This window comes from Klebsiella sp. R445 (assembly GCF_051131755.1).
Classification (GTDB): Bacteria; Pseudomonadota; Gammaproteobacteria; order Enterobacterales; family Enterobacteriaceae; genus Klebsiella; species Klebsiella lignicola.
In genome coordinates this window covers 1730157-1752130 of the sequence record NZ_CP180446.1, presented here as the reverse complement: position 1 = coordinate 1752130, position 21974 = coordinate 1730157, and the positions used below count along the sequence as shown (strand labels likewise).

Annotated in this window: 17 protein-coding genes; 4 read left to right on the top strand and 13 right to left on the bottom strand. The window is 57.5% G+C overall.

Going from position 1 to position 21974, the window contains the following annotated elements; all coding sequences use genetic code 11:
• Positions 1-46: 46 nt before the first annotated feature.
• The 4 genes from ACMYSN_RS08185 to ACMYSN_RS08170 are packed head-to-tail and all read right to left on the bottom strand — an operon-like array spanning position 47 to position 4789.
• Entirely contained in the window at positions 47-1612 is a 1566-nt protein-coding gene (locus ACMYSN_RS08185; RefSeq protein WP_462497636.1) for an FGGY family carbohydrate kinase, read from the bottom strand.
• On the bottom strand, positions 1563-2981 hold the full coding sequence (locus tag ACMYSN_RS08180) for an L-fucose/L-arabinose isomerase family protein (RefSeq protein ID WP_462497635.1): 1419 nt from the start codon (positions 2979-2981) through the stop codon (positions 1563-1565). Before ACMYSN_RS08180 ends, ACMYSN_RS08185 begins: the two co-directional genes overlap by 50 nt.
• A gap of 31 nt (positions 2982-3012) precedes the next feature.
• On the bottom strand, positions 3013-3966 hold the full coding sequence (locus tag ACMYSN_RS08175; protein WP_462497634.1) for a transketolase family protein: 954 nt from the start codon (positions 3964-3966) through the stop codon (positions 3013-3015).
• Entirely contained in the window at positions 3959-4789 is an 831-nt protein-coding gene (locus ACMYSN_RS08170) for a transketolase (protein ID WP_462497633.1), read from the bottom strand. The genes ACMYSN_RS08175 and ACMYSN_RS08170 overlap by 8 nt, the downstream gene beginning before the upstream one ends.
• Positions 4790-5103: 314 nt before the next feature.
• Here ACMYSN_RS08170 and ACMYSN_RS08165 point away from each other — a divergent pair, with 314 nt between their 5' ends.
• Positions 5104-6057 carry a sugar-binding transcriptional regulator gene (locus tag ACMYSN_RS08165; RefSeq protein ID WP_049267702.1) on the top strand — a complete coding sequence of 318 codons (954 nt, stop codon included), beginning with the start codon at positions 5104-5106 and terminating at the stop codon, positions 6055-6057.
• Between the two features lie 90 nt (positions 6058-6147).
• Here ACMYSN_RS08165 and ACMYSN_RS08160 read toward each other — a convergent pair whose 3' ends face one another.
• From ACMYSN_RS08160 to fepA, 6 genes are all read right to left on the bottom strand, one after another.
• Positions 6148-7236: an ABC transporter permease gene (locus ACMYSN_RS08160; protein ID WP_049267704.1), complete on the bottom strand. Its 1089-nt coding sequence runs from the start codon at positions 7234-7236 to the stop codon at positions 6148-6150.
• Position 7237: 1 nt separating this feature from the next.
• On the bottom strand, positions 7238-8764 hold the full coding sequence (locus ACMYSN_RS08155) for a sugar ABC transporter ATP-binding protein (protein ID WP_462497632.1): 1527 nt from the start codon (positions 8762-8764) through the stop codon (positions 7238-7240).
• Positions 8761-9372, bottom strand: coding sequence for a DUF2291 family protein (locus ACMYSN_RS08150; RefSeq protein WP_462497631.1), 612 nt, complete (start codon positions 9370-9372; stop codon positions 8761-8763). The genes ACMYSN_RS08155 and ACMYSN_RS08150 overlap by 4 nt, the downstream gene beginning before the upstream one ends.
• Positions 9373-9384: 12 nt before the next feature.
• Positions 9385-10326: a D-ribose ABC transporter substrate-binding protein gene (locus ACMYSN_RS08145; RefSeq protein WP_049267707.1), complete on the bottom strand. Its 942-nt coding sequence runs from the start codon at positions 10324-10326 to the stop codon at positions 9385-9387.
• Between the two features lie 117 nt (positions 10327-10443).
• Entirely contained in the window at positions 10444-11103 is a 660-nt protein-coding gene (entD, locus tag ACMYSN_RS08140; RefSeq protein ID WP_462497630.1) for an enterobactin synthase subunit EntD, read from the bottom strand.
• A gap of 68 nt (positions 11104-11171) precedes the next feature.
• Entirely contained in the window at positions 11172-13397 is a 2226-nt protein-coding gene (fepA, locus tag ACMYSN_RS08135; protein ID WP_462497629.1) for a TonB-dependent siderophore receptor, read from the bottom strand.
• Positions 13398-13654: 257 nt separating this feature from the next.
• Here fepA and fes point away from each other — a divergent pair, with 257 nt between their 5' ends.
• The 3 genes from fes (at position 13655) to entF (ending at position 19054) form a co-directional block, all read left to right on the top strand.
• Positions 13655-14860 carry an enterochelin esterase gene (fes, locus tag ACMYSN_RS08130; protein ID WP_462497628.1) on the top strand — a complete coding sequence of 402 codons (1206 nt, stop codon included), beginning with the start codon at positions 13655-13657 and terminating at the stop codon, positions 14858-14860.
• Between the two features lie 98 nt (positions 14861-14958).
• The gene (locus ACMYSN_RS08125; protein ID WP_123755899.1) at positions 14959-15162 is read left to right on the top strand and encodes an MbtH family protein; all 204 of its coding nucleotides are present in this window, start codon (positions 14959-14961) and stop codon (positions 15160-15162) included.
• 10 nt (positions 15163-15172) lie between these two features.
• Entirely contained in the window at positions 15173-19054 is a 3882-nt protein-coding gene (gene entF / locus ACMYSN_RS08120; protein ID WP_462497627.1) for an enterobactin synthase subunit F, read from the top strand.
• A gap of 111 nt (positions 19055-19165) precedes the next feature.
• Here entF and fepC read toward each other — a convergent pair whose 3' ends face one another.
• Genes fepC through fepD form a run of 3 tightly spaced genes read right to left on the bottom strand, consistent with a single transcriptional unit; the run spans position 19166 to position 21953 of the window.
• Complete coding sequence (fepC, locus tag ACMYSN_RS08115) at positions 19166-19960, bottom strand: iron-enterobactin ABC transporter ATP-binding protein (protein WP_462497626.1); 795 nt, start codon at positions 19958-19960, stop codon at positions 19166-19168.
• Positions 19957-20949, bottom strand: a complete 993-nt coding sequence (gene fepG, locus ACMYSN_RS08110) for an iron-enterobactin ABC transporter permease (RefSeq protein WP_462497625.1) — start codon at positions 20947-20949, stop codon at positions 19957-19959. Before fepG ends, fepC begins: the two co-directional genes overlap by 4 nt.
• Positions 20946-21953: a Fe(3+)-siderophore ABC transporter permease gene (fepD, locus tag ACMYSN_RS08105; RefSeq protein ID WP_123755903.1), complete on the bottom strand. Its 1008-nt coding sequence runs from the start codon at positions 21951-21953 to the stop codon at positions 20946-20948. Before fepD ends, fepG begins: the two co-directional genes overlap by 4 nt.
• Positions 21954-21974 lie beyond the last annotated feature (21 nt).

The window sequence follows — 21974 nt, the reverse complement described above, 5'->3', positions numbered from 1 at the left end:
TCCCCGCCTATCCGCAGGCTGGATATGGAACCTTCTGGCACCTTTTTTATGAAACGAGTTGTGGACGGGTCAACGCTACCGCCGATTGCCACTCTGTCCAGCGTATGAGCAACCGCTTGTGGCGAATCATATCGGGTTGAAAGCTCAGGTGTTCCGGTAAGTAAGCGCGCAGCACTTGCGTGGGGACCTGCAGCAACGCTTTACGAGCCAGCAGCGCAGCCCCCATCGCGGAGAGTTCCGCCACATCACTGCGCATCACGGGGCAACCCAACAGATCGGCCTGATACTGCATTAGCCAGTCATTTTTAGTGGGGCCGCCATCAACCATCAACGCCGTTAAGGCAAAGTCATGATGCTGATGCATTGCCGTGGTCACATCGGCGATCTGATAGGCAATCGACTCCAGCGCGGCACGCACCAGGTGGGCTCGCTTGACGCCCCGACTGAGGCCGCGAATCATCCCTCGCGCATTTTCATCCCACCAGGGGGCTCCCAGCCCGGTGAGAGCTGGCACAAAATAGACACCCAGGGTCGAATCAACGGAAGCCGGGAGCTGTGTTAATTGCCGGGTTAATTCCTGCGGTTCTAACAGATCCAAACCGGTGCTTTCTACCATCCAGGCCACGGCATCGCCGGTGTGGGGGATATTGCCTTCCAGACCATAAACGAGCTGTTCACCATCATGCCAGGCAACGGTGGTAGCCAGTGTGCTGACGCTGCCCTGGGCTGAATTCACCGGGGCCATCACCGACGTTCCGGTACCATAGGTTGCTTTCACTCCGCCTGCTGCTCCCAGGCCGTGAGCAAACAGCGCGGCGTGCGAGTCGCCGATCATGGCGAGCAGCGGAATACCATCGGGAATGCCATTACACCCTCGGGTATAACCGAAGAGCCCGCTGGAAGGGCGAATAGCAGGCAGAGCCTGGCGCGGGATGGCGAAAATCGACATCATCTCGTCATCCCACTCTGCGGTGTGCAGATTAAAGAGCTGCGTGCGTGAGGCATTGGAATAATCACAACAGAAAGCCTCACCGCCGGTTAAATGCCATAGCAGCCAGCTGTCGACCGTCCCCAGACAAATTTCGCCCCGTTGTGCCTGGGCAACGCCGTCCGGAACCGACTCGAGCAGCCAGCGCATTTTCGAGGCGGAAAAAAGAGGGGCGATGGGCAGACCAGTTATCGCTTTTATCTGCGCCTCTTTTCCTTGCTGTCGTAAGGACTGGCAGAAGGCAGCTGTCCGTGAACACTGCCAGCTGAGCGCCGCGTGCAGCGCTTGTCCGCTCTCCCGATACCATCCTACGACGGTTTCACGTTGGTTACTGATGGCTAATGCCGCGACATGCTCAGCACCTACTGCGGCGATCGCCTGCGATACAACGTCAATGGATGCCTCAATCAGCAGTTCCGCAGATTGCTCCACCCAGCCCTCCTGAGGCGTGGCGATGGTCAGGGTTCTGGAAAAAGAAGCCAGCACTTTCCCTTGGCTGTCGATCGCCACCGCTTTTGCATTCGTGGTGCCCTCATCGAGGGCAATAATAATCTCTTTCCTGGCCACGGTTGCCTCACTGATGAAGATAGGTGTTAACGCCGAGGTAGCGCGTAAAGGCTTCATGCAAAATGCCGGCGCTGGCGGAGTGGTTCATCGCAACATGGTGTTCAAAACCCTGACGACAGATCCACGCCAGCAGGTTTTCTAATTGCGGGACCTCAATTACTGCCCGGCAACCCACGGTATCCAGCGGGTCATCCACAGAGCGACCTTCTCCAACATAGGCTTTAATTTCACCGGTCAGGTCATCGGTGCTCAGGCGGAAGTAGGTCAGCGGACCGCTCTTCAGGCGGCCGTGTACAGCGCCGCAGGTATTTTCTTTGCCGACGGTAGTGCCGATGATATCGGCCGTGCCCATGTGTGGGGATTCCAGGCTGGAGGCGGCGAAGTTACCGCAGTGAAACAGGACGCACTTATCGCGATCGTCGCCGAAGTTGTTATTCCAGTCGGCGATAGACGCGGGATTCAGGTTAGTGCTGGCCAGCGCATACATCGACAGTGCGCCCATCACGTCAACCTCGCAGGCGCTGGGCATCAACTGCCCGGACATGACGCTCATGATTGAGCAGACGTTGATGCCTAGATTTTCCTGCAAGGAGGTCCAGCACTGAATCGCGGTGGTATCGATATCGTTAGCGAGAACCCATTCGCTGATCACCACGAACAGTTTCGCCATGGTAACCAGTTTATCTGCGGGAATACCGCTGGCATCGGCATTGTCGAGCAACAGCCGGCGCTTTTCATCAACCCGAATATCGTCATCGCGCAGCTGTTTAATACGGGTAAATACTTCTGAAAGATCCAGCGTTTCAACGGCAATCCCCAGACGCTCGAGCAGCTTTTCGCTGTAGCGAACCGTATTGAACCCTGCGGGACGTGCGCCGATAGCGCCGACGCGAACGCCGCGCATGCTGCTGACAACCCGGCATATTTGTTCGAAACGTTTCAGGTCTTTTTCAAATACTTCGCCGCTTAAGGCGCAGACGTGCTGAGTTGTCAGCGTAAAGGGGATGCCGTATTGCCGCAGGTTGTTGCACAGGGATATTTTGCCGCAGAAACTGTCGCGACGCGTCGCCAGCCCCATTTTATCAAGATTATCCTCTTCGGCCTGCACCAGTACCGGAACGTTCAGCCCAGAAAGGCGCAGTGTTTCTGCGATCGCTTTTTCATCACCAAAGTTGGGCAGAAGTACCACTACTCCGTGAATGTTCTCGCGGTGCGTACGGAACAGTTCTGCGCAGATTTTAGCATCCTGACGCGTTTCAACACCGCCTAACTCCGTTTGTGTGTCATTGAGCAGAATGGTGTTAATACCGAGACGCTCAAACAGCGCTATCGCCTGAGCGCGAGCCTCTGCAACCAGATAACTCGGGAAAAAACCACGGTTACCAATAATAATGCCCATGGTCAGTTTTTGTGGGATTCGGGACATTGCGTGTTCTCCAGTAAGATGTTCGGTCTTGTTATTTTTTTAGCTGCGCCTGAAGCAGGGCGGTGGCATGTTTTACAATGCCCGCGGCATCAATTTCATGGTGTGCACGTGTGGCTGCGCGATCTGCGGCGATCGCATATTCGCCATCTGGGATCCCCAGTCGATGTAAAGGAATAGCACATCCCGCTTCCGCAAGGACTTCGGCGACCAGGCTGCCGACGCCGCCGTTAATATTATGTTCTTCGACGCTGACCACGGCGCGATGCGGTTTGAGGATCTCCAGCAGCAGGCCGATATCACAAGGGCGAATAGACGGTACATTGATAACCGTGGCATCAATACCGTTTTCTGCCAGTTGTGTGGCCGCGGTGACAATTTCATGCACGGTGGATCCCATCGCGACCAACGCCACGTCGCGGCCATGACGCAGCACATCAATCTTACCTGGCACAAATCGATAATTCTGATCATGAAGTTCAGGCAGTGCCTTGCCGTCAAGGCGGATGTAGACCGGGCCTACATGGGCCAGGGCATAGTCGATAATCTGCCGGCACTCAATCGGGCAGGAAGGGGCATAAATTTCGATATTGCCAAAGCCGCGGAGCACTGAGATATCATCGATACTATGGTGGGTACTGGCCAGCGGGCCGTAACTGGCGCCGGCATTGAGGCCAAACAATTTAACATTGGTATTGTTATAGCAAACGTCGACTTTGATTTGCTCATTCGCGCGTGAGATCAAAAACGGTGCGGCATTGCAGGTTACGGCAATTTTTCCGCCGAGTGCCAGGCCTGCGGCAGTGCCTACCAGCGTTTGTTCGGCGATGCCGACGTTCACCAGGCGGCCCGGGTATTTATTGATAAAGGGTGATATTTTGGCGGTCGAGGTTGAATCGGCAACCACCGGCACCAGGTCTATGCCGCGTTCAACAGCATCAATAAAGGCATTCACCATCACAGTGGCGAGATGTTCGCTATTACTCATCTTTCAACTCCTCCAGCGCCAGTTCGATTTCTTCACCTTTCGGTACCCGATGGTGCCATTCAGGGCGTCCCTGAATAAAAGAGACGCCAGCCCCTTTCGTGGTATTAGCAATGATGACGTGGGGTTTACCGTTAGGCTGTAAGGCTTCCAGGGTGGCGACAACGTCGGTCATATCGTTGCCATTGCATTGGGTGACTTCCATACCAAAGGCGCGCCATTTTTCATCCAGCGGATCGGTATTCAGAATGTCTTTGGTGGGACCGGCCAGCTGCAGGTTGTTTTTATCATTGATAATAAAAAGGTTATCTAACTGGTAGTGCGCCGCAACCAGCGCCGCCTCCCAGTTACTGCCCTCGGCTAGCTCACCATCCCCGGTGACGACGAAGACCCGGCGCTGGCTATTATCTCGTTTTGCCGCCAGCGCAATGCCAACGGCAACGGGGAGTCCATGTCCCAGCGCACCGGTGTTTAATTCAACGCCCGGTGTTTTGTGGCGTACGGGGTGACCAGGCAGATGTGAGTCGGCATGTTGATAGGTAGCAAGCCAGTCCGTGGGAATATACCCGGCTTCAGCCAGCACACAGTAATACCCGCCCACAGCGTGTCCTTTGGACTGAATATAGATATCTCTCTCGTCGCTGTTTTTCTGTTCCGCAGAGCAATTAAGGATGCGGAAGTAGAGGGCGGTTAGCAGTTCAACCTGTGACAGGTCTGCGCCCGTGTGCCCGCCTGCGGGGCTCTCAGCATTCAATACAATGATACGGCGACGAATCGACCGTGCTTTCTTTTCTAAACCCTCGATGGAGAGTGAAAACGGATTCATAGAACACCTCGTGAATGTTGATTCCATTGTGAATAAATATTCAGTCAGGGCGTAAAAAGCGTGCGATGGCTTAGATTGAACCTGGTGGCCGATGAAATTCGCTGTACTTTTAGCGCAATGAATATATATTCAAGACTGATTTAATATTCATGAATGTAAGATATGCCCTGTCAAAAGGTTTGTCTATGGCTTATCCCGGCAATTTTCTAAGAAAAGAGAAAACGATCACATTTGGCGGCGACGCAAAACAGCGGCAGGCTTGTTATCTATTCAATGATGCATAAAAATACGAGGATGAAATTAAGGGGAATGCCATGTCGAAGCAGGATGAACAACGCTTACTGGTGAAGATTGCCACGCTTTACTATAGCGAAAACAAAAAGCAGTCAGAGATAGCGTCGTTGCTGCATCTGTCGCAATCTTTCGTCTCAAGAGCATTGACGCGTTGTCAGAAAGAAGGACTGGTGAAAATCACCGTTGTCCAGCCGACCAATATTTTCGTTGAGCTGGAAAAAGAGATAGAACAACGATTTGGCATTCGTCAGGCGATAGTTGTGGATGTGGGGGAAGGGGCGAGTAACGCGCAAATCAAACATGCGATTGGTAGCGCGGCGGCGCACTATGTTGAAACCCGCCTGCGTCCGGAAGACCTGGTGGGGATCTCTTCCTGGAGCAGCACTATTCGTTGCATGGTGGATGAGATGCATCCGCAAAGCATTCGAGCGGCGGGCGTTATACAGCTGTTAGGTGGTGTCGGGCCAAACGGCAACGTTCAGGCGACCATTTTGACGCAACAGTTGGCGGCCCATCTTGGCTGCCCGGCGTGGTTGTTGCCCTCGCAAAGTATTGAACACTCGGTGGAAGAACGCGCCCGGCTGGTAAACAGTCCTGACGTGGCCGTGGTGGTGGATAAATTTGCCCAGGTTGATGTGGCTATCGTGGGGATCGGTGAACTTGAACCATCACAGCTGCTGAAAAACTCGGGTAACTACTATAACGAAGAGATGTTGAAGCTGCTGGCAAAGCGCGGGGCAGTAGGGGATATATGCCTTCATTATTATGATGCCGCCGGTCAACCAGTATTAAGTCATGAAGAAGATCCGGTGATAGGAATGGAGCTGGAGCAAATTCGCGCCTGTCAGCATGTGATTGCCCTGGCTGGCGGGGCGGAAAAGAGTAATGCGATTCACGGCGCACTGAAAGGGAACTATATCGATGTGCTGATTACCGATTTCTCGACCGCTCGCCGCTTGATTAAATCATCGTAGCTGTGCCATTACGACCCTTTCGCAGATTCAGGCCAGAGAAAAACTGACCTGAATCTGTCGAACAATAGCCCCGTCGGGGTCACTTTCCTTCTATTTTCCTTCTATTGCCGTTTTTTGCGCGACCACCGCTGCCTTTTGCTGCATCCGGTTTTGCATCTGATCGATAATCACCGCCACAATAATCACGATGCCTTTAATGACCATCTGCCAGAATTCACTGACCCCCATCATTACCAGCCCGTCGGCGAGAAAGCCGATAACAAAGGCGCCAATAAGCGTGCCCAGAATCGTTCCGCGTCCACCGGCGAGGGAGGTCCCGCCAAGGACAACCGCGGCAATCGCGTTCATTTCAAACGCGGTACCGTTAGCCGGGTGGCTGGCTAATAATTGGGCAGAGACGACAATGCCGGCAATTGCGGCGCACAGACCGGAAAGGGTATAGACCAGGATTTTAACCTGTTTGACCTTCACGCCGGAGAGTTCAGCCGCGCGTTCATTATCGCCTATCGCGTAAACGTGTCGGCCAAAGGGCAAGCGACGGGCGATATAGGCAATAATCAGCGCCAGCACGATCATCATCCAGATGGCCCATGGAATACCAAATAGCGTTCCAGCGCCAATTTCATCAAAACCGGTATTGCCAAGCTGTGGATTCCCGGCAAGTCCAGGGAAGGTTTGCCCGTCCGAGGTAAGCATTGCCGTGCCGCGCAATACGTACATCGTGCCCAGCGTGCAAATAAAGGGCGCCACATTATAGCGGGTAATTATCCAGCCATTAACGGAACCGATAAGCGCACCAATAAGCAAAACAATGGGCACGATGACCCAGACGCTGGGGAAGATGGCGATGCCAAACATCGGCAGCACAATCCCTTTCGTGATAAGCCAGCCGGCGATCATGCCGCACAGACCGAGGGTGGCGCCAATCGACAGATCGATCCCGGCGGTAATAATGACAAAGGTAATACCAAGCGCCAGAAAGGCATTGATAGCAATATGCTTAATCATGATCACCATGCTGCCGGCCGATAAAAAGCCCGGAACCGTCATCGTGAAAAAGCCCACAATTAAAAACAAGGCAATAAAAGTACGTAATTTCAATAACAGTAGCAGGATGTTTTCGCGAGAAAGTGATGTCCCACCACGCGGCGACAGGGCCACCGATTGTGTTGTTTTCATATTAAAACCCCTGAGCACTTGCTGAGACCAGCGCGGATTCTTCGGCCCGATCGCGGGTAATGTCGGCGGTCAGTTTGCCGCCGGACATCACCAGGATACGGTCGGAGACCGCCATAATTTCTTTGAGATCCGATGTTGAGAAAACCACCGCGATACCTTGTTCAGATAGCTGCACCATCATGCGAAAAACGTCCGCTTTAGCGCCAATATCAATACCGCGAGTCGGTTCATCGAGGAACAGCACCTTTGGATTGGTTAACAGCGAACGGCCAATCACCACTTTCTGTTGGTTCCCTCCGCTCAGAGCCTGGATCTCCACTGCTGGGGAGGAGACTTTAATCGACAAATTGCCAATGGTGCTGGCAACAACGGCTTCCTCTTCTTTGTCTGCGATAGTGAGACCGCGCCGCAGGCGTCGCCACAAACTGGCGATGGTCAGGTTATTGGCAACGGAGGAGATGGGAAAGATGCCGGTGCGTTTACGATCTTCAGGCACCAGGCTCATGCCCATCCGGATCCGGTCCGCAGGGGTTAAGCGCTGCGGCACGGGCTTACTGTCGAGCCAGAGTTTGCCGAAATAGTTGCGCTCGGTGCCCAGCATGCATTCAAACAGTTCGGTACGTCCGGCACCCATCAAACCGTAAATTCCGACGATTTCTCCGGCGTGAACTTTAAAGCTGACATCGTTGACCACCGTGTTCCCGGCGGCATTGACGCAGGTAATGTTCTCCGCCTCTAATAACGGCGCTCCGAAAGTGCGATCGGGTGCCAGGAAGTTACTGACAGGGTCGCTGCCCAGCATTTCCCGAACGATCCATGGCACGTCGATATCCGCCACTTTGGCTTCCGACTGGAACTTGCCGTCACGCAGGATGGTGATGACGTCACCAATTGCCATCAGCTCTTCCAGACGGTGCGAGATGTAAATGATCGAAACTCCCTGGCGGGTGAGTTCACGTATGACGCGAAACAGAATTTCTACTTCGGTTTTGCTGAGGGCCGATGTGGGTTCATCGAGGATCAAAATATCCGCATCTTCCGCCAGCGCCTTGGCGATTTCGATTAACTGCTGCTGGCCTACCTTGAGATTGCCGACCAGTTCGCGCGCAGAGATCGGCTGGTCCAGACGTTGTAATAACGCTTCCGCTCGCTTCTCCTGTTCAGCTTCGTTAATTGGCGCAAGGCCATTTTGCAGCTCACGGCCGAGAAAAATATTCTCGGCGACGCTGAGGTTTTCAAACAGGTTCAATTCTTGATGAACCATCCCGATACCGTGAGCCGCGGCCTCACGGGTGCTGGCGAAACGTACCGGCTGGCCGTTAAGCTGCATCTCTCCCAGACTCGGTTGCTGAACGCCGGCCAGGATTTTCATTAACGTCGACTTGCCTGCGCCATTCTCCCCAATAATGACGTTGACCTTACCTCGCCAGACGTTGTAGTCGACGCTGTCCAGCGCCACGGTGCCCGGGAACAACATTGATATCCCGCGGGCGCGCAGAATAATGTCATCAGTGGCAGGGGTGCTCATGGCTGTGCCTCCTGTTTCAGTTCCAGCGCGGCGGCATCCTGAGGAGTACCGTGATTCAACGTGACGGCAAAACGTACGCTGACCGGTTTGCCCACCCAACTGGCGTCGATTTTCGGTAACTGCTTCGCCGCTTCCCGGTTATAGGCGCGCGAAAGTTGCGCAAATTGCACTTGATTGGTGAAATCTTCAAACTTAAAGCCGCTGGCATCGCGGATAGCGTTACCTTTCATCACCGGACCGGTCTGAATGGTGAGGGGCTGACCATTAATACTGACGGTGATGTTTTGTTCACGCGGGTTACTGTCGTCGAGCTTCACAATCGGCGTCACGAGATGGACAAAAACGCTCTCCTGAGAATTTGCTGATGATGTTAAATGGTTTCCCAGCGTCGCCGCATTAAGCGCGTGTCGGGAGGCTGGATCAATCACTCGGGTTTGCCAGGTTTGTTGCGCGATCTGCTGTGGCGTCTGATTATCGAAGCTGTGCTTCGCATTGGGGTCGGCAGGCAATATTGGCTTGCCGTTTTCATCCAGATCTACCACCGTGCAGGCCGTTAGCAACAGGGCGGCGCACCCGGTTAGTACGCCCCCCCATTGTTTTAAGAACATAACGTCTCCGACTTAATTGCTGAGGTTAAACATGCTGAGCTTGTTGGCATTGGAATCATCAATCAGGATGCAATCCATCAGCTGTTTTTCCTCTTTTTGGGCTTTGCCGTTTTTCAGGAAAAAGTCCGCCTGCTCAACGGCCATTTGCGCTTGCTTCCAGCCGGGTTGCAGTACGGTGGCTTTGATGTTGCCTTTATTGATGATGGAGTCGCGGGTGTAGTCACTGCCGTCGAAGCCGACCACGATGACATCTTTTTTCCCGGCAGCTTTCAGTGCGGCTTCTGCACCGAGCGCCATGGTATCGTTGCCCGAAATCACGCCCACGATGTCCGGGTTCGTCTGGAGAATGGCTTCCATTCGGGTGAAGGCTTCGGTCTGGCTCCAGTTAGCAGTCTGCTGGGCGACCATTTTCATATCGCTGTAGTCGTCCAGCACATCGTGGTAACCCTGAGAGCGAACGCTGGCGTTGGTGTCTGACTGGCGGCCAAGCAGCTCAACATATTTCCCTTTGCCCCCCAACAGTTTTGCGAATTTCTCCGCGCCGAGCTGTGCTCCCTGGTAGTTATTCGACACGATCTGCGCCACGGCGATGCCGGTTTTGTTGATTTCACGATCGATTAAGAACGCCGGTACTCCAGCGGCTTTGGCTTTCTCAAGCGGGCCAACCGTGGCATCCGCACCGGCGTTATCAAGGATTATCGCCTTGGCCTTACGGGCGATAGCGGTCTCTATCAACTGGTTCTGTTTGTTGACGTCATCATCGTGGGAGGCAATGAGCGTGCTGTAGCCAAGCTCTTTGGCCTTTGCCGCGGCGCCGTCGGCTTCCGCTTTAAAGAACGGATTATCGTGCGAAGGGGTGATGATCGCGATCAGGCCATTATCGGCAGCATACAGTGAGCTGCAAGCCGCTAAGGTCGATGCGAACAGGACAGACTTAACAAAGGTAGATTTCATCTTTTTCTCCACATTGAATATTTATTCAATAATGATTTATTATTCGAGATAACGATAAGTCTGACTCGAGAAGCTGTCTATGCTTTGCGCAGGTAATTTTTTAAAAGGAGAAAAGGATCACGCTTCGTCGGGGGAGAAGGTGCAGGTTATGAGGCGTTGATCAATTTGCAACCAGCTGACGGAAATAATGATATTCCCAAGAGACGGGAAAATACTCGCCTGTAGCTGTAAACGTAGCGTCGTGGCATCCAGGGAGATAACCTGCGCGGCCTGAAAGTCGGCAAACTTCTGGCTATGGGATGACCACGCCTTAAACCCGCTCTCCTTTGCCGAAAACGCCAGCGTCAGGGCCAGTTCAAAGGGCAGTCCGCTCGCGTTTAGCACCGCGCGCTCCGCCGGGTTGATAATGCTGCTTTCCAGTTCCGACGCCAGAGACAGCGAGAACAGCCGCTCGATATCTACGCCGACCGGACGGTCAGAGACCACCGCCAGGGCGCTATGTTCGCAGTGGCTGATGCTGCCGTACCACGGCGCGGGCCACAGCGGCTGGCGCTGCTCGCCAATGCCGGGGATCGCTTTTACGCCCACTTCCCGCAGGGCGTAAGCCGCGGCGATACGGCCGGCAAGATGCTCGGTTTGCCGTTTACGCGCGCCGTTAGCGAGCTGGCCATGGTGAGGGAGCCACAGGAGATCGGTGGCCTGAAACGTCGCCGGATCGAAATCAACCCGCATAAGCGAGTGGCCGGCAAGCTGAATGATCGCGTGTTGGATTTGCATCGAGGGATGTTAACAGATTCCTCCCTCCGCCCTCTATGAGAAGAGGGCGGGGGAGATCAGGCGGACAATCAGAAGTGGGTATTAACGCTCATGTACCAGGTACGACCCGGTTCGTTGAAGGTCTCAGCCCCTGCGCCATACATATAGCCAGTCGCGCCGCCGGTGGTCTGGGCATTACCGGCACGCCAGTGACGCTTGTCGAAGACGTTATCCACGCCGCCGGTCAGGCTGACGTATTTGGTGACGTCCCAGGTCGCGCTCAGACCGAGGATGCTATACGGGCTAACCTCGTTTTTCTCGCTGCCGGTGACCGGCTGACCTTTGTAGTTATATTTCTTCGGCTGCTGCTTGCCGTACCAGGTGAAGGTCGACTGCACGGAAACGTCTTCCTGAATCTGCCAGCTCAGGGTGGAGTTCAGCGTATATTCCGGAATAATCGACAGACGATCGCCGGTGGTTTTGTTCTTACTCTGCAGCATATAGGTGATGTTGTTGGTCCAGTTCACCGCTTCCGTGACCGGTACGTTCAACGTACCTTCCAGACCTTCAACAACCGCTTTCGGGACGTTTTCCCATTTGTAGAGATCGGTGCCGCTACCGTTGGTGTAAACCGGCGAATAGCCCGCTTCAATCTTGTCACGGTAGTCGTTGCGGAACCAGGTGACGCCCGCCAGCCAGCCATCGCGTTTAAACTCGAGGCCAACTTCTTTGTTGATGCTGGTTTCTGCTTTCAGGTCTTCATTACCCTGCAGGTAGCAACCGGCCTGGCTCGCGTAGCAACCCTGACCGCGGCTGTAGAGAATGTAGTTCGGGTTGGTCTGATACAGGCTCGGCGCTTTGTAGGCGCGGGCGATGCCCATTTTCAGCGTGAAATCATCCCAAAGCCCCTGGGACAGGTTCAGAGAAGGACTCCAGTTATTGCCGACAATGCTGTGATGATCGAAACGCAGCGCTGGCGTCAATATGGTGGTGTCGGTCAACTCGATGTTGTCTTCAGCAAACAGGGAGAAGATCTCGGCTTTCGAGTACGGGCTACGACCGGTGCTGTCGTAGCCTGGGATTGTCCCGCCCATAAAGGTTTGGGTGTTTGACGCCTTATCCTTCATGCGCTGCTGGTTCCATTCGGTACCCAGCGTCAGGTTCTGATTGACCCACAGATCGAACGGAATGCTGATTTCGCTGTGCAGCATCACGTCGGACAGGTCGATATTAGAGAACTGATTGCTGCTGAAGATCCCCTCGGTTCCCCCGGCCAGACCTTCACCTTTACGTGAGTTGCGGGTATGTTCGTACTGCGCCCAGTTGCTGGTGGTAATACCGTTATCCCAGGCACCGTTCCAGGTCACCGAGTAGGTGTTACGGTAGATACGGTTGGTCTCTTTACCGTAGTTCTCTTTCACCAGGTCGTTGGAGTTGGTGTTCTGCGTATCACCGGAGTAGAGGTTGCCCTGGCGGCTGTAGCCCGCTTCGAACTCCAGGGATTGCATCGGCGCGAAATCCCAGCGCACGACACCATCGATATTCTTGTTTTTAACCCCTTCGCGCCCGGCGGGCAGAGTATCGGAGTATATGCCGGTACGCTCGGACTGATGGCCCTGGTTGATGTCCCAGGCATCAGCCTGAGTTTTGTCCAGGTTGCCTAACAGGCGGAAGCTGAAATCGCCGCCCAGCGGGCCGCTGAGGCTGAAGTTGGTACGCTTGGTGGAGCCTTCGTCTTTATGCTCCGGGGCGTTCATGTAGGTGTTCCATGAACCGTGCCACTCATCGCCGCCTTTTTTGGTGATGATGTTGACCACGCCACCTGCCGCACCGTTACCGTAGCGGGCGGCGGCCGGGCCACGAATGACCTCGATGCGCTCGATCATTTCTGGCGGAACCCAACTGGTGTCGCCGCGGGTGTCGCGCTCGCCGCGCCAGCCCAGGCGCACGGAGTTACGGCTGGTGACCGGTTTGCCATCAATCAGAATCAGGGTGTTTTCCGGGCCCATGCCGCGAATATCAATCTGACGGTTATTACCGCGTTGGCCGCTGGTGGAGTTACCGGTCAGGTTGACGCCCGGCATGGTACGAATGATTTCTGAAACATCGCGGGCCGGTGGACGTTTACGAATTTCGTCGGCGGTGATGGTCGAGACGCCAGGCGCCTGCAGGTTTTGTTCGGCGGCAGTCACCACCATGGTTTCTTCGGAGGCCGTTTTTTGGCTATCGAGGGTCTCTTCTGCGCACAGCGGGAAGGCCGCACCGTAAATTCCCAGGTTGACCAGTAAGGTCAATGATTTGATTTTGTTATTCATTTTACGTCCTGCTTTTCGTTACCGCCTTCCCCTGAAGTCCCATCCCACCGGGAGGGGAGGCAGCAAAAAATGTCGTCAGTTGAGGGCCCAGGCATTCCGTCGCTAACCAAATGACCTTCGCTGACCTGTGTAATTAGAAGTGACTCTCCCAAAGGGCGGTAATACGCTATTGCAAATGCAAATAGTTATCAATAATATTATCAATAAAAATTACGTTTGTTGAGAAAAATCACGATAAACATAGGGTTAATAACGGGATGTTAATAACAGGAAGTGATGAATGGTGGCAGACGCTCTCCGGACCGCAGTCCGAGGCCTGTGATGACCGCTGTTTAGTGACATTCTGGTGGCGGGATCCGGCGGGTGGCGAAGAGACTTCCTCGACCCGGCGAGTGTGGATTTACATCACCGGCGTGACCGACCATCACCAGAATGCCGTACCGCAAACCCTAACGCGTGTGCCTGGCACCGATGCCTGGCGCTGGCAAACGACCCTGTCGCCGACCTGGCGCGGCAGCTACTGCTTTATTCCCTCCGACCGTGAAGACGACTTCGCCCCTGAGATTTTCAACGCCGGCAGCCCGGACCGTATGCTGCTGCGCGAAGGCTGGCGCAAACTGCTGCCGCGGGCGATTGCCGACCCGTTAAACCCCCAAAGCTGGAAGGGCGGGCGCGGCCACGCGGTGTCGGCGCTGGAGCTACCGCAGGCGCCGGAACAACCCGGCTGGTCGCCGCGCAACACTCCTGCGTCTGCGCCGGTTTGCATTGAATGGTGCAGCGCCAGGCTGGGCAACACCCGGCGGATATGGATTTACACCACCGGCGATGACGCGCCCGAAGAACGACCGCTGGCGGTGCTGCTGGATGGCCAGTTCTGGGCCGAAAGTATGCCGGTCTGGCCGGCGCTGGCAGGGCTGACACACGAAGCAAAACTGCCACCGGCGGTCTACCTGCTGATTGATGTTATTGATAACGAACATCGTGGCCGGGAACTGCCCTGTAATGCGGATTTCTGGCTGGCGCTACAGGAAGAGTTATTACCCCAGGTGCGTCACATCGCCCCCTTCAGCGATCGCGCCGATCGTACCGTGGTCGCCGGGCAGAGCTTTGGCGGCCTGGCGGCGATGTTTGCCGCGCTGTACTGGCCGGAACGATTTGGCTGCGTTCTGAGCCAGTCGGGATCCTACTGGTGGCCACATCGCGGCGGCGCCGGAACGGGCCTGCTGATTGAGCGCCTGAGCCAGGGGCAACTTCACCCGCAGGGGCTGCGGATCTGGCTGGAAGCCGGTGAGCGTGAGCCGCTGATTTTTCGCGCCAACCAGGCGCTTTTATCGCAATTACAACACACACAGCAGACGATTTTCTGGCGTCAGGTTGACGGCGGGCACGATGCGCTTTGCTGGCGTGGCGGGCTGACGGCGGGATTAATCCAGCTATGGCAGCCGTTGAGCCGCGACCACTGACAAAGCGCGCTTCAGACTCAACATCATTGCGATGACGCGATGGCGGCAGCCTGCGCCAAAGTACCGTGAAGGATGGCGAGTAGAGACAGGAGTTTGGTATGCAATTCAGCAACCCCTTCGATAATCCGCAAGGGCAGTTTTATATTCTGCGCAACGAACAGCAGCAGTACAGCCTGTGGCCGCACCACTGCGCCCTGCCGCAAGGCTGGACGGTGGTGTGCCCACCGCAGCCCTCAGAGGCATGCCACACCTGGCTTGCCGAGAACTGGACAACCCTCACCCCCGCACACCATGCACGCTAAGGAGTCGAAGATGACCACTCGTTTACCGCTGGTGGCGGCACAGTCCGGGATCTGGATGGCGGAGCGGCTCTCTACGCTGCCCGGCGCATGGAGCGTGGCCCACTATGTTGAACTGCGCGGCAACCTTGACCCGGCGCTGCTGGGACGCGCTATCGTCAGCGGTCTGGCGCAGGCCGATACCCTCAGCATGCGGTTTTGCGAAGATAACGGCGAAGCCTGGCAATGGGTCGATGAGCGCCGCACTTTTGCTGAACCTGACTCTCACGATCTGCGCGATGCGCACGATCCCCATGCCGCCGCGCTGGCGCTAATGCAGGCCGACCTTGGACAGAATCTGCGGGTCGATGGCGGCAATCCCCTGGTTTGTCACCAGCTGATGCGGGTGGCGGATGATTGCTGGTACTGGTATCAGCGTTATCACCATTTACTGGTGGATGGCTTCAGTTTCCCAGCTATTACCCGCCAGATCGCCGCGATTTACCGTGCCTGGCAGCGTGGAGAAGAGACTCCTTCATCTCCCTTTACGCCTTTCGCCGAGGTGGTGGAAGAGTACCAGCAATACTACGGCAGCGATGCCTGGCAGCGGGATAAACAGTTCTGGATGGCGCAGCGAAAAGCGCTGCCGTCCCCGGCCTCGCTCTCGGCTGCACCGTTGGCTGGACGCGCGACCAGCACCGACATCTGGCGCTTAAAACTGGATGTTGACGCCGGTCTGTTCAGCCGCCTGGCGACCAGCCTGCCGCAGTGCCAGCGTGCCGATCTGGCGCTGGCGCTGACGACCCTGTGGCTCGGTCGCTTATGCAGCCGGATGGATTATGCCGCCGGGTTTATCTTTATGCGGCGTATGGGATCCGCGGCGCTGACCGCCAGCGGCCCGGTGCTTAATGTGCTGCCGCTGGCGGTGCATATCGACGCTCAGGAAACTCTCGCCGATCTGGCGCTGCGCCTCTCCGCACAGTTGAAAAAAATGCGTCGTCACCAGCGCTACGACGCTGAACAGATAGTCCGTGATAGCGGCAAAGCCGCCGGTGATGAACCGCTGTTTGGCCCGGTGCTGAACGTTAAAGTCTTTGATTACATTCTGGATATTGATGGTGTTGAGGCAGTGACCCACACCTTGGCGACCGGCCCGGTCAACGATCTCGAACTGGCGCTGTTCCCGGATGAGTCCGGTGGCTTGTCGCTGGAAGTGCTGGCCAATAAAGCTCGCTATGACGAAACGACGCTGCGCAACCACGTGGCGCGCCTGTCTGCGCTGCTGGCCCAGTTTGCCGCCGATCCGACGCTGCGCTGCGGCGAATCCAATATGCTGTCACACGACGAAACGGAACAGTTGGCGCAGGTCAATAATACCGGCGTCGCGCTTCCGGTGACCACGCTGAGCGCGCTGGTCGCGGCACAGGCGGAGAAAACCCCGGATGCCCCGGCGCTGGCGGATGCCCGCTGGCAGTTCAGCTACCGCGAAATGCGCCAGCAGGTGGTGGCGCTGGCTCAATTGCTGCGTGAACGCGGTGTGAAACCGGGCGATAGCGTGGCGGTAGCGCTGCCGCGATCGGTGTTCCTGACCCTCGCGCTGCACGGTATCGTTGAAGCCGGTGCGGCCTGGCTACCGCTGGATACCGGCTATCCGGACGACCGTCTGCGTATGATGCTGGAGGACGCGCGTCCGACCCTGCTGATTACCTCTGAGGATCAGCTGGCGCGCTTTAGCGATATTCCGGGCCTTGAAAGTCTGTGCTATCAGCAGCCGCTGCCGGTGGGCGATGCCGCGCCGCTGGGACTGTCACAGGCCGATCACACCGCGTATATCATCTTTACCTCCGGTTCCACCGGGCGCCCGAAAGGGGTGATGGTGGGGCAAACCGCGATCGTCAACCGCTTGCTGTGGATGCAGAATCACTACCCGCTTAGCGCCGACGATGTGGTGGCACAAAAGACGCCATGCAGCTTCGATGTGTCGGTCTGGGAGTTCTGGTGGCCGTTTATTACCGGTGCGCGGCTGGTGATGGCGGAGCCGGAAGCGCACCGCGATCCGCTGGCGATGCAGCAGTTCTTTGCTCGCTACGGCGTGACCACGACCCACTTCGTACCGTCGATGCTGGCCGCGTTTGTGGCCTCTCTGGATGGCGAAAACGTCGCGACCTGCCGTACGCTCAAGCGCGTCTTCTGCAGCGGCGAAGCGCTGCCGACCGGGCTGTGCCGCGAGTGGGAAGCGTTGACCGGTGCTCCGTTACACAATCTGTATGGCCCGACGGAAGCGGCGGTGGATGTGAGCTGGTATCCGGCCTGTGGCGCGGAGCTGGCGGCGGTGACCGGCAACAGCGTTCCTATTGGCTGGCCGGTGTGGAACACCGGGCTGCGCATTCTTGATGCCAGCATGCGTCCGGTTCCGCCGGGCGTGGCAGCAGATTTATACCTGACCGGCATTCAGCTGGCGCAGGGATATCTGGGCCGTCCGGATCTCACCGCCTCGCGCTTTATTGCTGACCCGTATGCCGCCGGTGAGCGGATGTACCGGACCGGCGACGTGGCGCGCTGGCTGGAGAACGGCGCGGTGGAGTATCTCGGGCGCAGCGACGATCAGCTGAAAATTCGCGGTCAGCGTATTGAGCTGGGTGAAATCGATCGGGTGATGTCTGCGCTACCGGATGTTGCCCAGGCGGTGGCGAATGCCTGCGTCCTCAACCAGGCGGCAGCAACCGGGGGCGATGCCCGTCAACTGGTGGGATACCTGGTATCCGAGTCCGGGCTGCCGTTGGATACCGCGGGGCTGAAAGCGCGTCTGGCCGAGCAACTGCCGCCGCATATGGTGCCGGTGGTGTTGATTCAGCTGGCGGAACTGCCGCTGAGCGCCAACGGCAAGCTGGATCGCAAAGCGCTGCCGCTGCCGACGCTCGGCAACGAACAGCGAGGTCGTCCGCCGGAGCCGGGAGTTGAAACCACGGTTGCCCAGGCGTTCAGCCAATTGCTGGGCTGCGAGGTCAACGATATTGACGCCGACTTCTTTGCTCTTGGTGGCCATTCGCTGCTGGCAATGCGCCTGGCGGCGCAGCTCGGCCGTGAACTGGATCGTCAGGTCACTCCGGGGCAGGTGATGGTGGCGTCGACGGTAGGAAAACTGAGCGCGCTGCTGGCCTCCGATCTCAGCGATGAACAGGCCCAGCGCCTGGGCTTTGATGCGATTCTGCCGCTGCGGGTGAGCGACGGGCCAACATTGTTCTGTTTCCATCCGGCGTCGGGCTTTGCCTGGCAGTTCAGCGTGCTGGCCCGCTATCTCAGTCCGCGTTGGTCGATTACCGGCATTCAGTCGCCGCGACCGGAAGGGCCAATGATGCGCGCCGCCTGCCTGGATGAGGTGTGCGAGCAGCATTTGCAAACGTTGCTGGCGCAGCAGCCGCGCGGGCCATATTACCTCTTCGGCTATTCCCTTGGGGGAACGCTGGCGCAGGGCATCGCCGCCCGTTTACGCCAGCGTGGCGAAGCGGTGGCCTTCCTTGGTCTGCTGGATACCTGGCCGCCGGAGACGCAGAACTGGGCGGAGAAAGAGGCCAACGGTCTGGACCCGGAAGTGCTGGCGGAGATCGATCGCGAGCGCGAGGCCTTCCTTGCTGCTCAGCAAGGGCAGGCCTCCGGTGAGCTGTTCAGCGTGATCGAGGGCAACTATGCCGATGCGGTACGTCTGCTGACCACCGCGCACAGCGCGAAATTCGACGGCAAGGCCACGCTGTTTGTGGCGGAGAAAACCCGTCAGGAAGGGATGGATCCACAGGTGGTGTGGGGTCCCTGGGTGGGAGAGCTGGAGGTCTTTAGCCAGAACTGCGCCCACGTGGAGATTATCTCGCCGCAGGCCTTCGAATCGATTGGCCCGGTAGTGCGGGAGATTCTGGGGTAATCCTGACCTGGTTCCCGGATAGCGGCGCCAGCGCCTTATCCGGGCTACCGTATCCACATGCCATCACTGAACCGTAGCCCCGGTAAGCGCAGCGCAACCGGGGACGTTTGCTTAACGGCGTCCCAGCGGTACGACCAGCGGGGTGTGGGCGACCGGGTCGTCGATGATCGTGCAGCGCAGGCCGTAAATCTGTTCGATCAGCTCGGCGGTGACAATCTCTTTCGGTGCGCCCTCGGCGACGATTTTGCCGTCGCGTAGCGCAATTAAATGGGTCGCGTAACGGCAGGCCTGGTTGAGGTCGTGCAGCACTGCCGCCAGGGTATATCCCTTCTCGCGATTCAGCTCGCTCAACAGCTCCAGCAGATCGATCTGATGGCTGATGTCCAGCCAGGTGGTGGGCTCATCAAGCAGCATAATGGCGGTTTCCTGCGCCAGCACCATCGCAATCCATGCCCGCTGCCGCTGCCCCCCGGACAAGGTATCGACGCTCTGTTGCGCCAGGTCGGTGATGCCGGTGGCCTTCATCGCGTTGTTGACCGCGTCATCATCCTCTTTACGCCAGCGGGTAAACATCGGCTGATGAGGATAGCGACCGCGGGCGACCAGTTCCTGCACCGAAATATCGCCAGGCGTAGTGGCGTTCTGCGCCAGCAGGCCGATGCGTTTCGCCACCTCTTTACTGGCGTAGCGCTGGATCTGCTCGCCATCGAGATAAACGTGGCCGCTGACCGGGGTCATCAGGCGGCTCAGGGTCCGCAGCAGCGTGGATTTACCGCAACCGTTGGGGCCAATAATCGCGGTGAAATGGCCGTCAGGAATGGTAACGTTCAGCGATTCGGCGATGATTTTTTTGCCGTACGCCAGGGTGAGCTGGTCGCCACGCAAACGGGTCGTTTCAGCGGTCATTTTTTGCGGGACTCCTGAATTAACAGCGCGATGAGATAAATGCCGCCGAGACTGACGGTCACGACGCCCACCGGTAATTGATAGGGCATAAACAGACGCTGGGCGCTGTAATCCGCCAGCGCCAGCAGTAGCGCACCGCAGAGCGCTGATTGGGTTAATCCCCAACGTGCGGTGCCGCTCAGACGGCGGGCGATATGCGGCGCCACCAGAGCGATAAACGAAATTGGCCCGGCCAGCGCGGTGGCGGCGGCGGTGAGCACCACCCCTACCAACATCATCAGCAGACGGGAACGTTCAACCCTTACGCCGAGCGCGCAGGCGGTATCATCGCCCATCTCCAGCAGGCGTATGCGGCGGACGAGCAGCGCGGCACATACCAGCATCAGCACAATCAGCGGCGCGGAAGGCCAGGTTTTGCCCCAGGTCAGGCCATTGAGGGAACCGGCATTCCACAGCCCGGCGGAGAGGGCGGTTTCCAGCGAGGCGCGCAGCAGCAGCCAGGTGTTGAAGGCAACCAGCATCGCGCGCACGCCGATACCGATAATAATCAGACGAAATGTTTCAATGCCGTTGCGCCACGCCAGCAGCCAGACCACCAGCGCCGTCAGAACGCCGCCAACCATCGCCGCCAGCGCGATAGCCGTCAGGTTCTGGCCGAACATCACCATCGCCACCAGCACGCCGCTCCAGGCGCCGGTATTGAATCCCATCACATCCGGGCTGCCAAGGGGGTTGCGCATCAGTGACTGAAAAATAGCGCCGCTGACGCCAAGGGCCGCGCCGATAAGCAGCGCCATCAGCACCCGCGGCAGGCGCCATTCGGTCACTACCATGGTGATATTGCGCGGTGCGTCGCCCAGTAAGGCAGAAACCACCTGATTGACGCTGAGCGGCACCAGACCGCTACCGAGTCCCAAAAGCGAGACTATCAGGCTGGCGGCCAGCAGAATCAGGCAGCTGAGCAGCAGACGGCGGGAAGGCGTTTTCACATTGCACCTCCACGCGACTGACGGCGTACCAGCCAGATCAGCACCGGCGCACCGATAAAGGCGCTGACCACCGATACCCGGAGTTCACCGGGGACCAGCAGACGGCCGAGGACATCGGCAAACAGCAGCAGGGCAGGGGTGGCCAGTAAGGTTACCGGCAGCGACCAGCGATGGTCCGCGCCCACCAGCCAGCGTGACATGTGCGGCATCATCAGGCCGATAAAGGCGATGGGGCCAACCACCGCGGTGGCGCTGCCGCATAGCACGGTAATGGCCAGCAGGCCGATAAACTGGGTGCGAGCGACCCGGCTGCCGAGCGCGGTGGCGGTATCGTTGCCAAGGCTCAGGCTGTTCAGTGCCCGGCTTAACAGCAGGGTGACGGCGGCGGCGATCAGCACCGGGAGCAGGACGATTTTCAGCGTTTGCAGGGTGCGGATATCCAGCGAGCCGGCCTGCCAGAAGCGCAGCTGGTCATAAACTTCAGGGTTGAGTAAGGCAATGCCGTTGGAGAGTCCTTCCAGCACGGCCGCCAGCGCCACACCGGCCAGCGTCAGGCGCACCGGGCTGAGCTGGCCGCCTCCCTGACTGCCGGTAAAAGCCACCAGCAGCGATGCACCAAACGCGCCGCAAAACGACATCAGCAGCTGTTCCTGCGGAGAGTGGATACCAAACAGCGCCGCCCCCAGCACGATGGCAAAGCTGGCGCCCGAGTTGACGCCGAGTATGCCGGGGTCGGCCAACGGGTTACGGGTCAGGGTTTGCATCAGCGAACCCGCCAGGCCCAGCGCGGCGCCTGCCAGCAGCCCCGCCAGGGTTCGTGGCAGTCGGGCATCGAGTACGATGGTGCAGTCGGCGGTGCGGCAGGTACCCGAAAGGGCATCCACAACGACGTGCAATGGAAGCGGTTTGGCCCCGACGAGCAGACTGAGGGCGATAGCCACGGCTAAGACGAGTAACAGACCAGGCACGGCAACGGCGCGCACCCTGGTCACAGGAAACGACATAATTCACATCCCTGATATGAT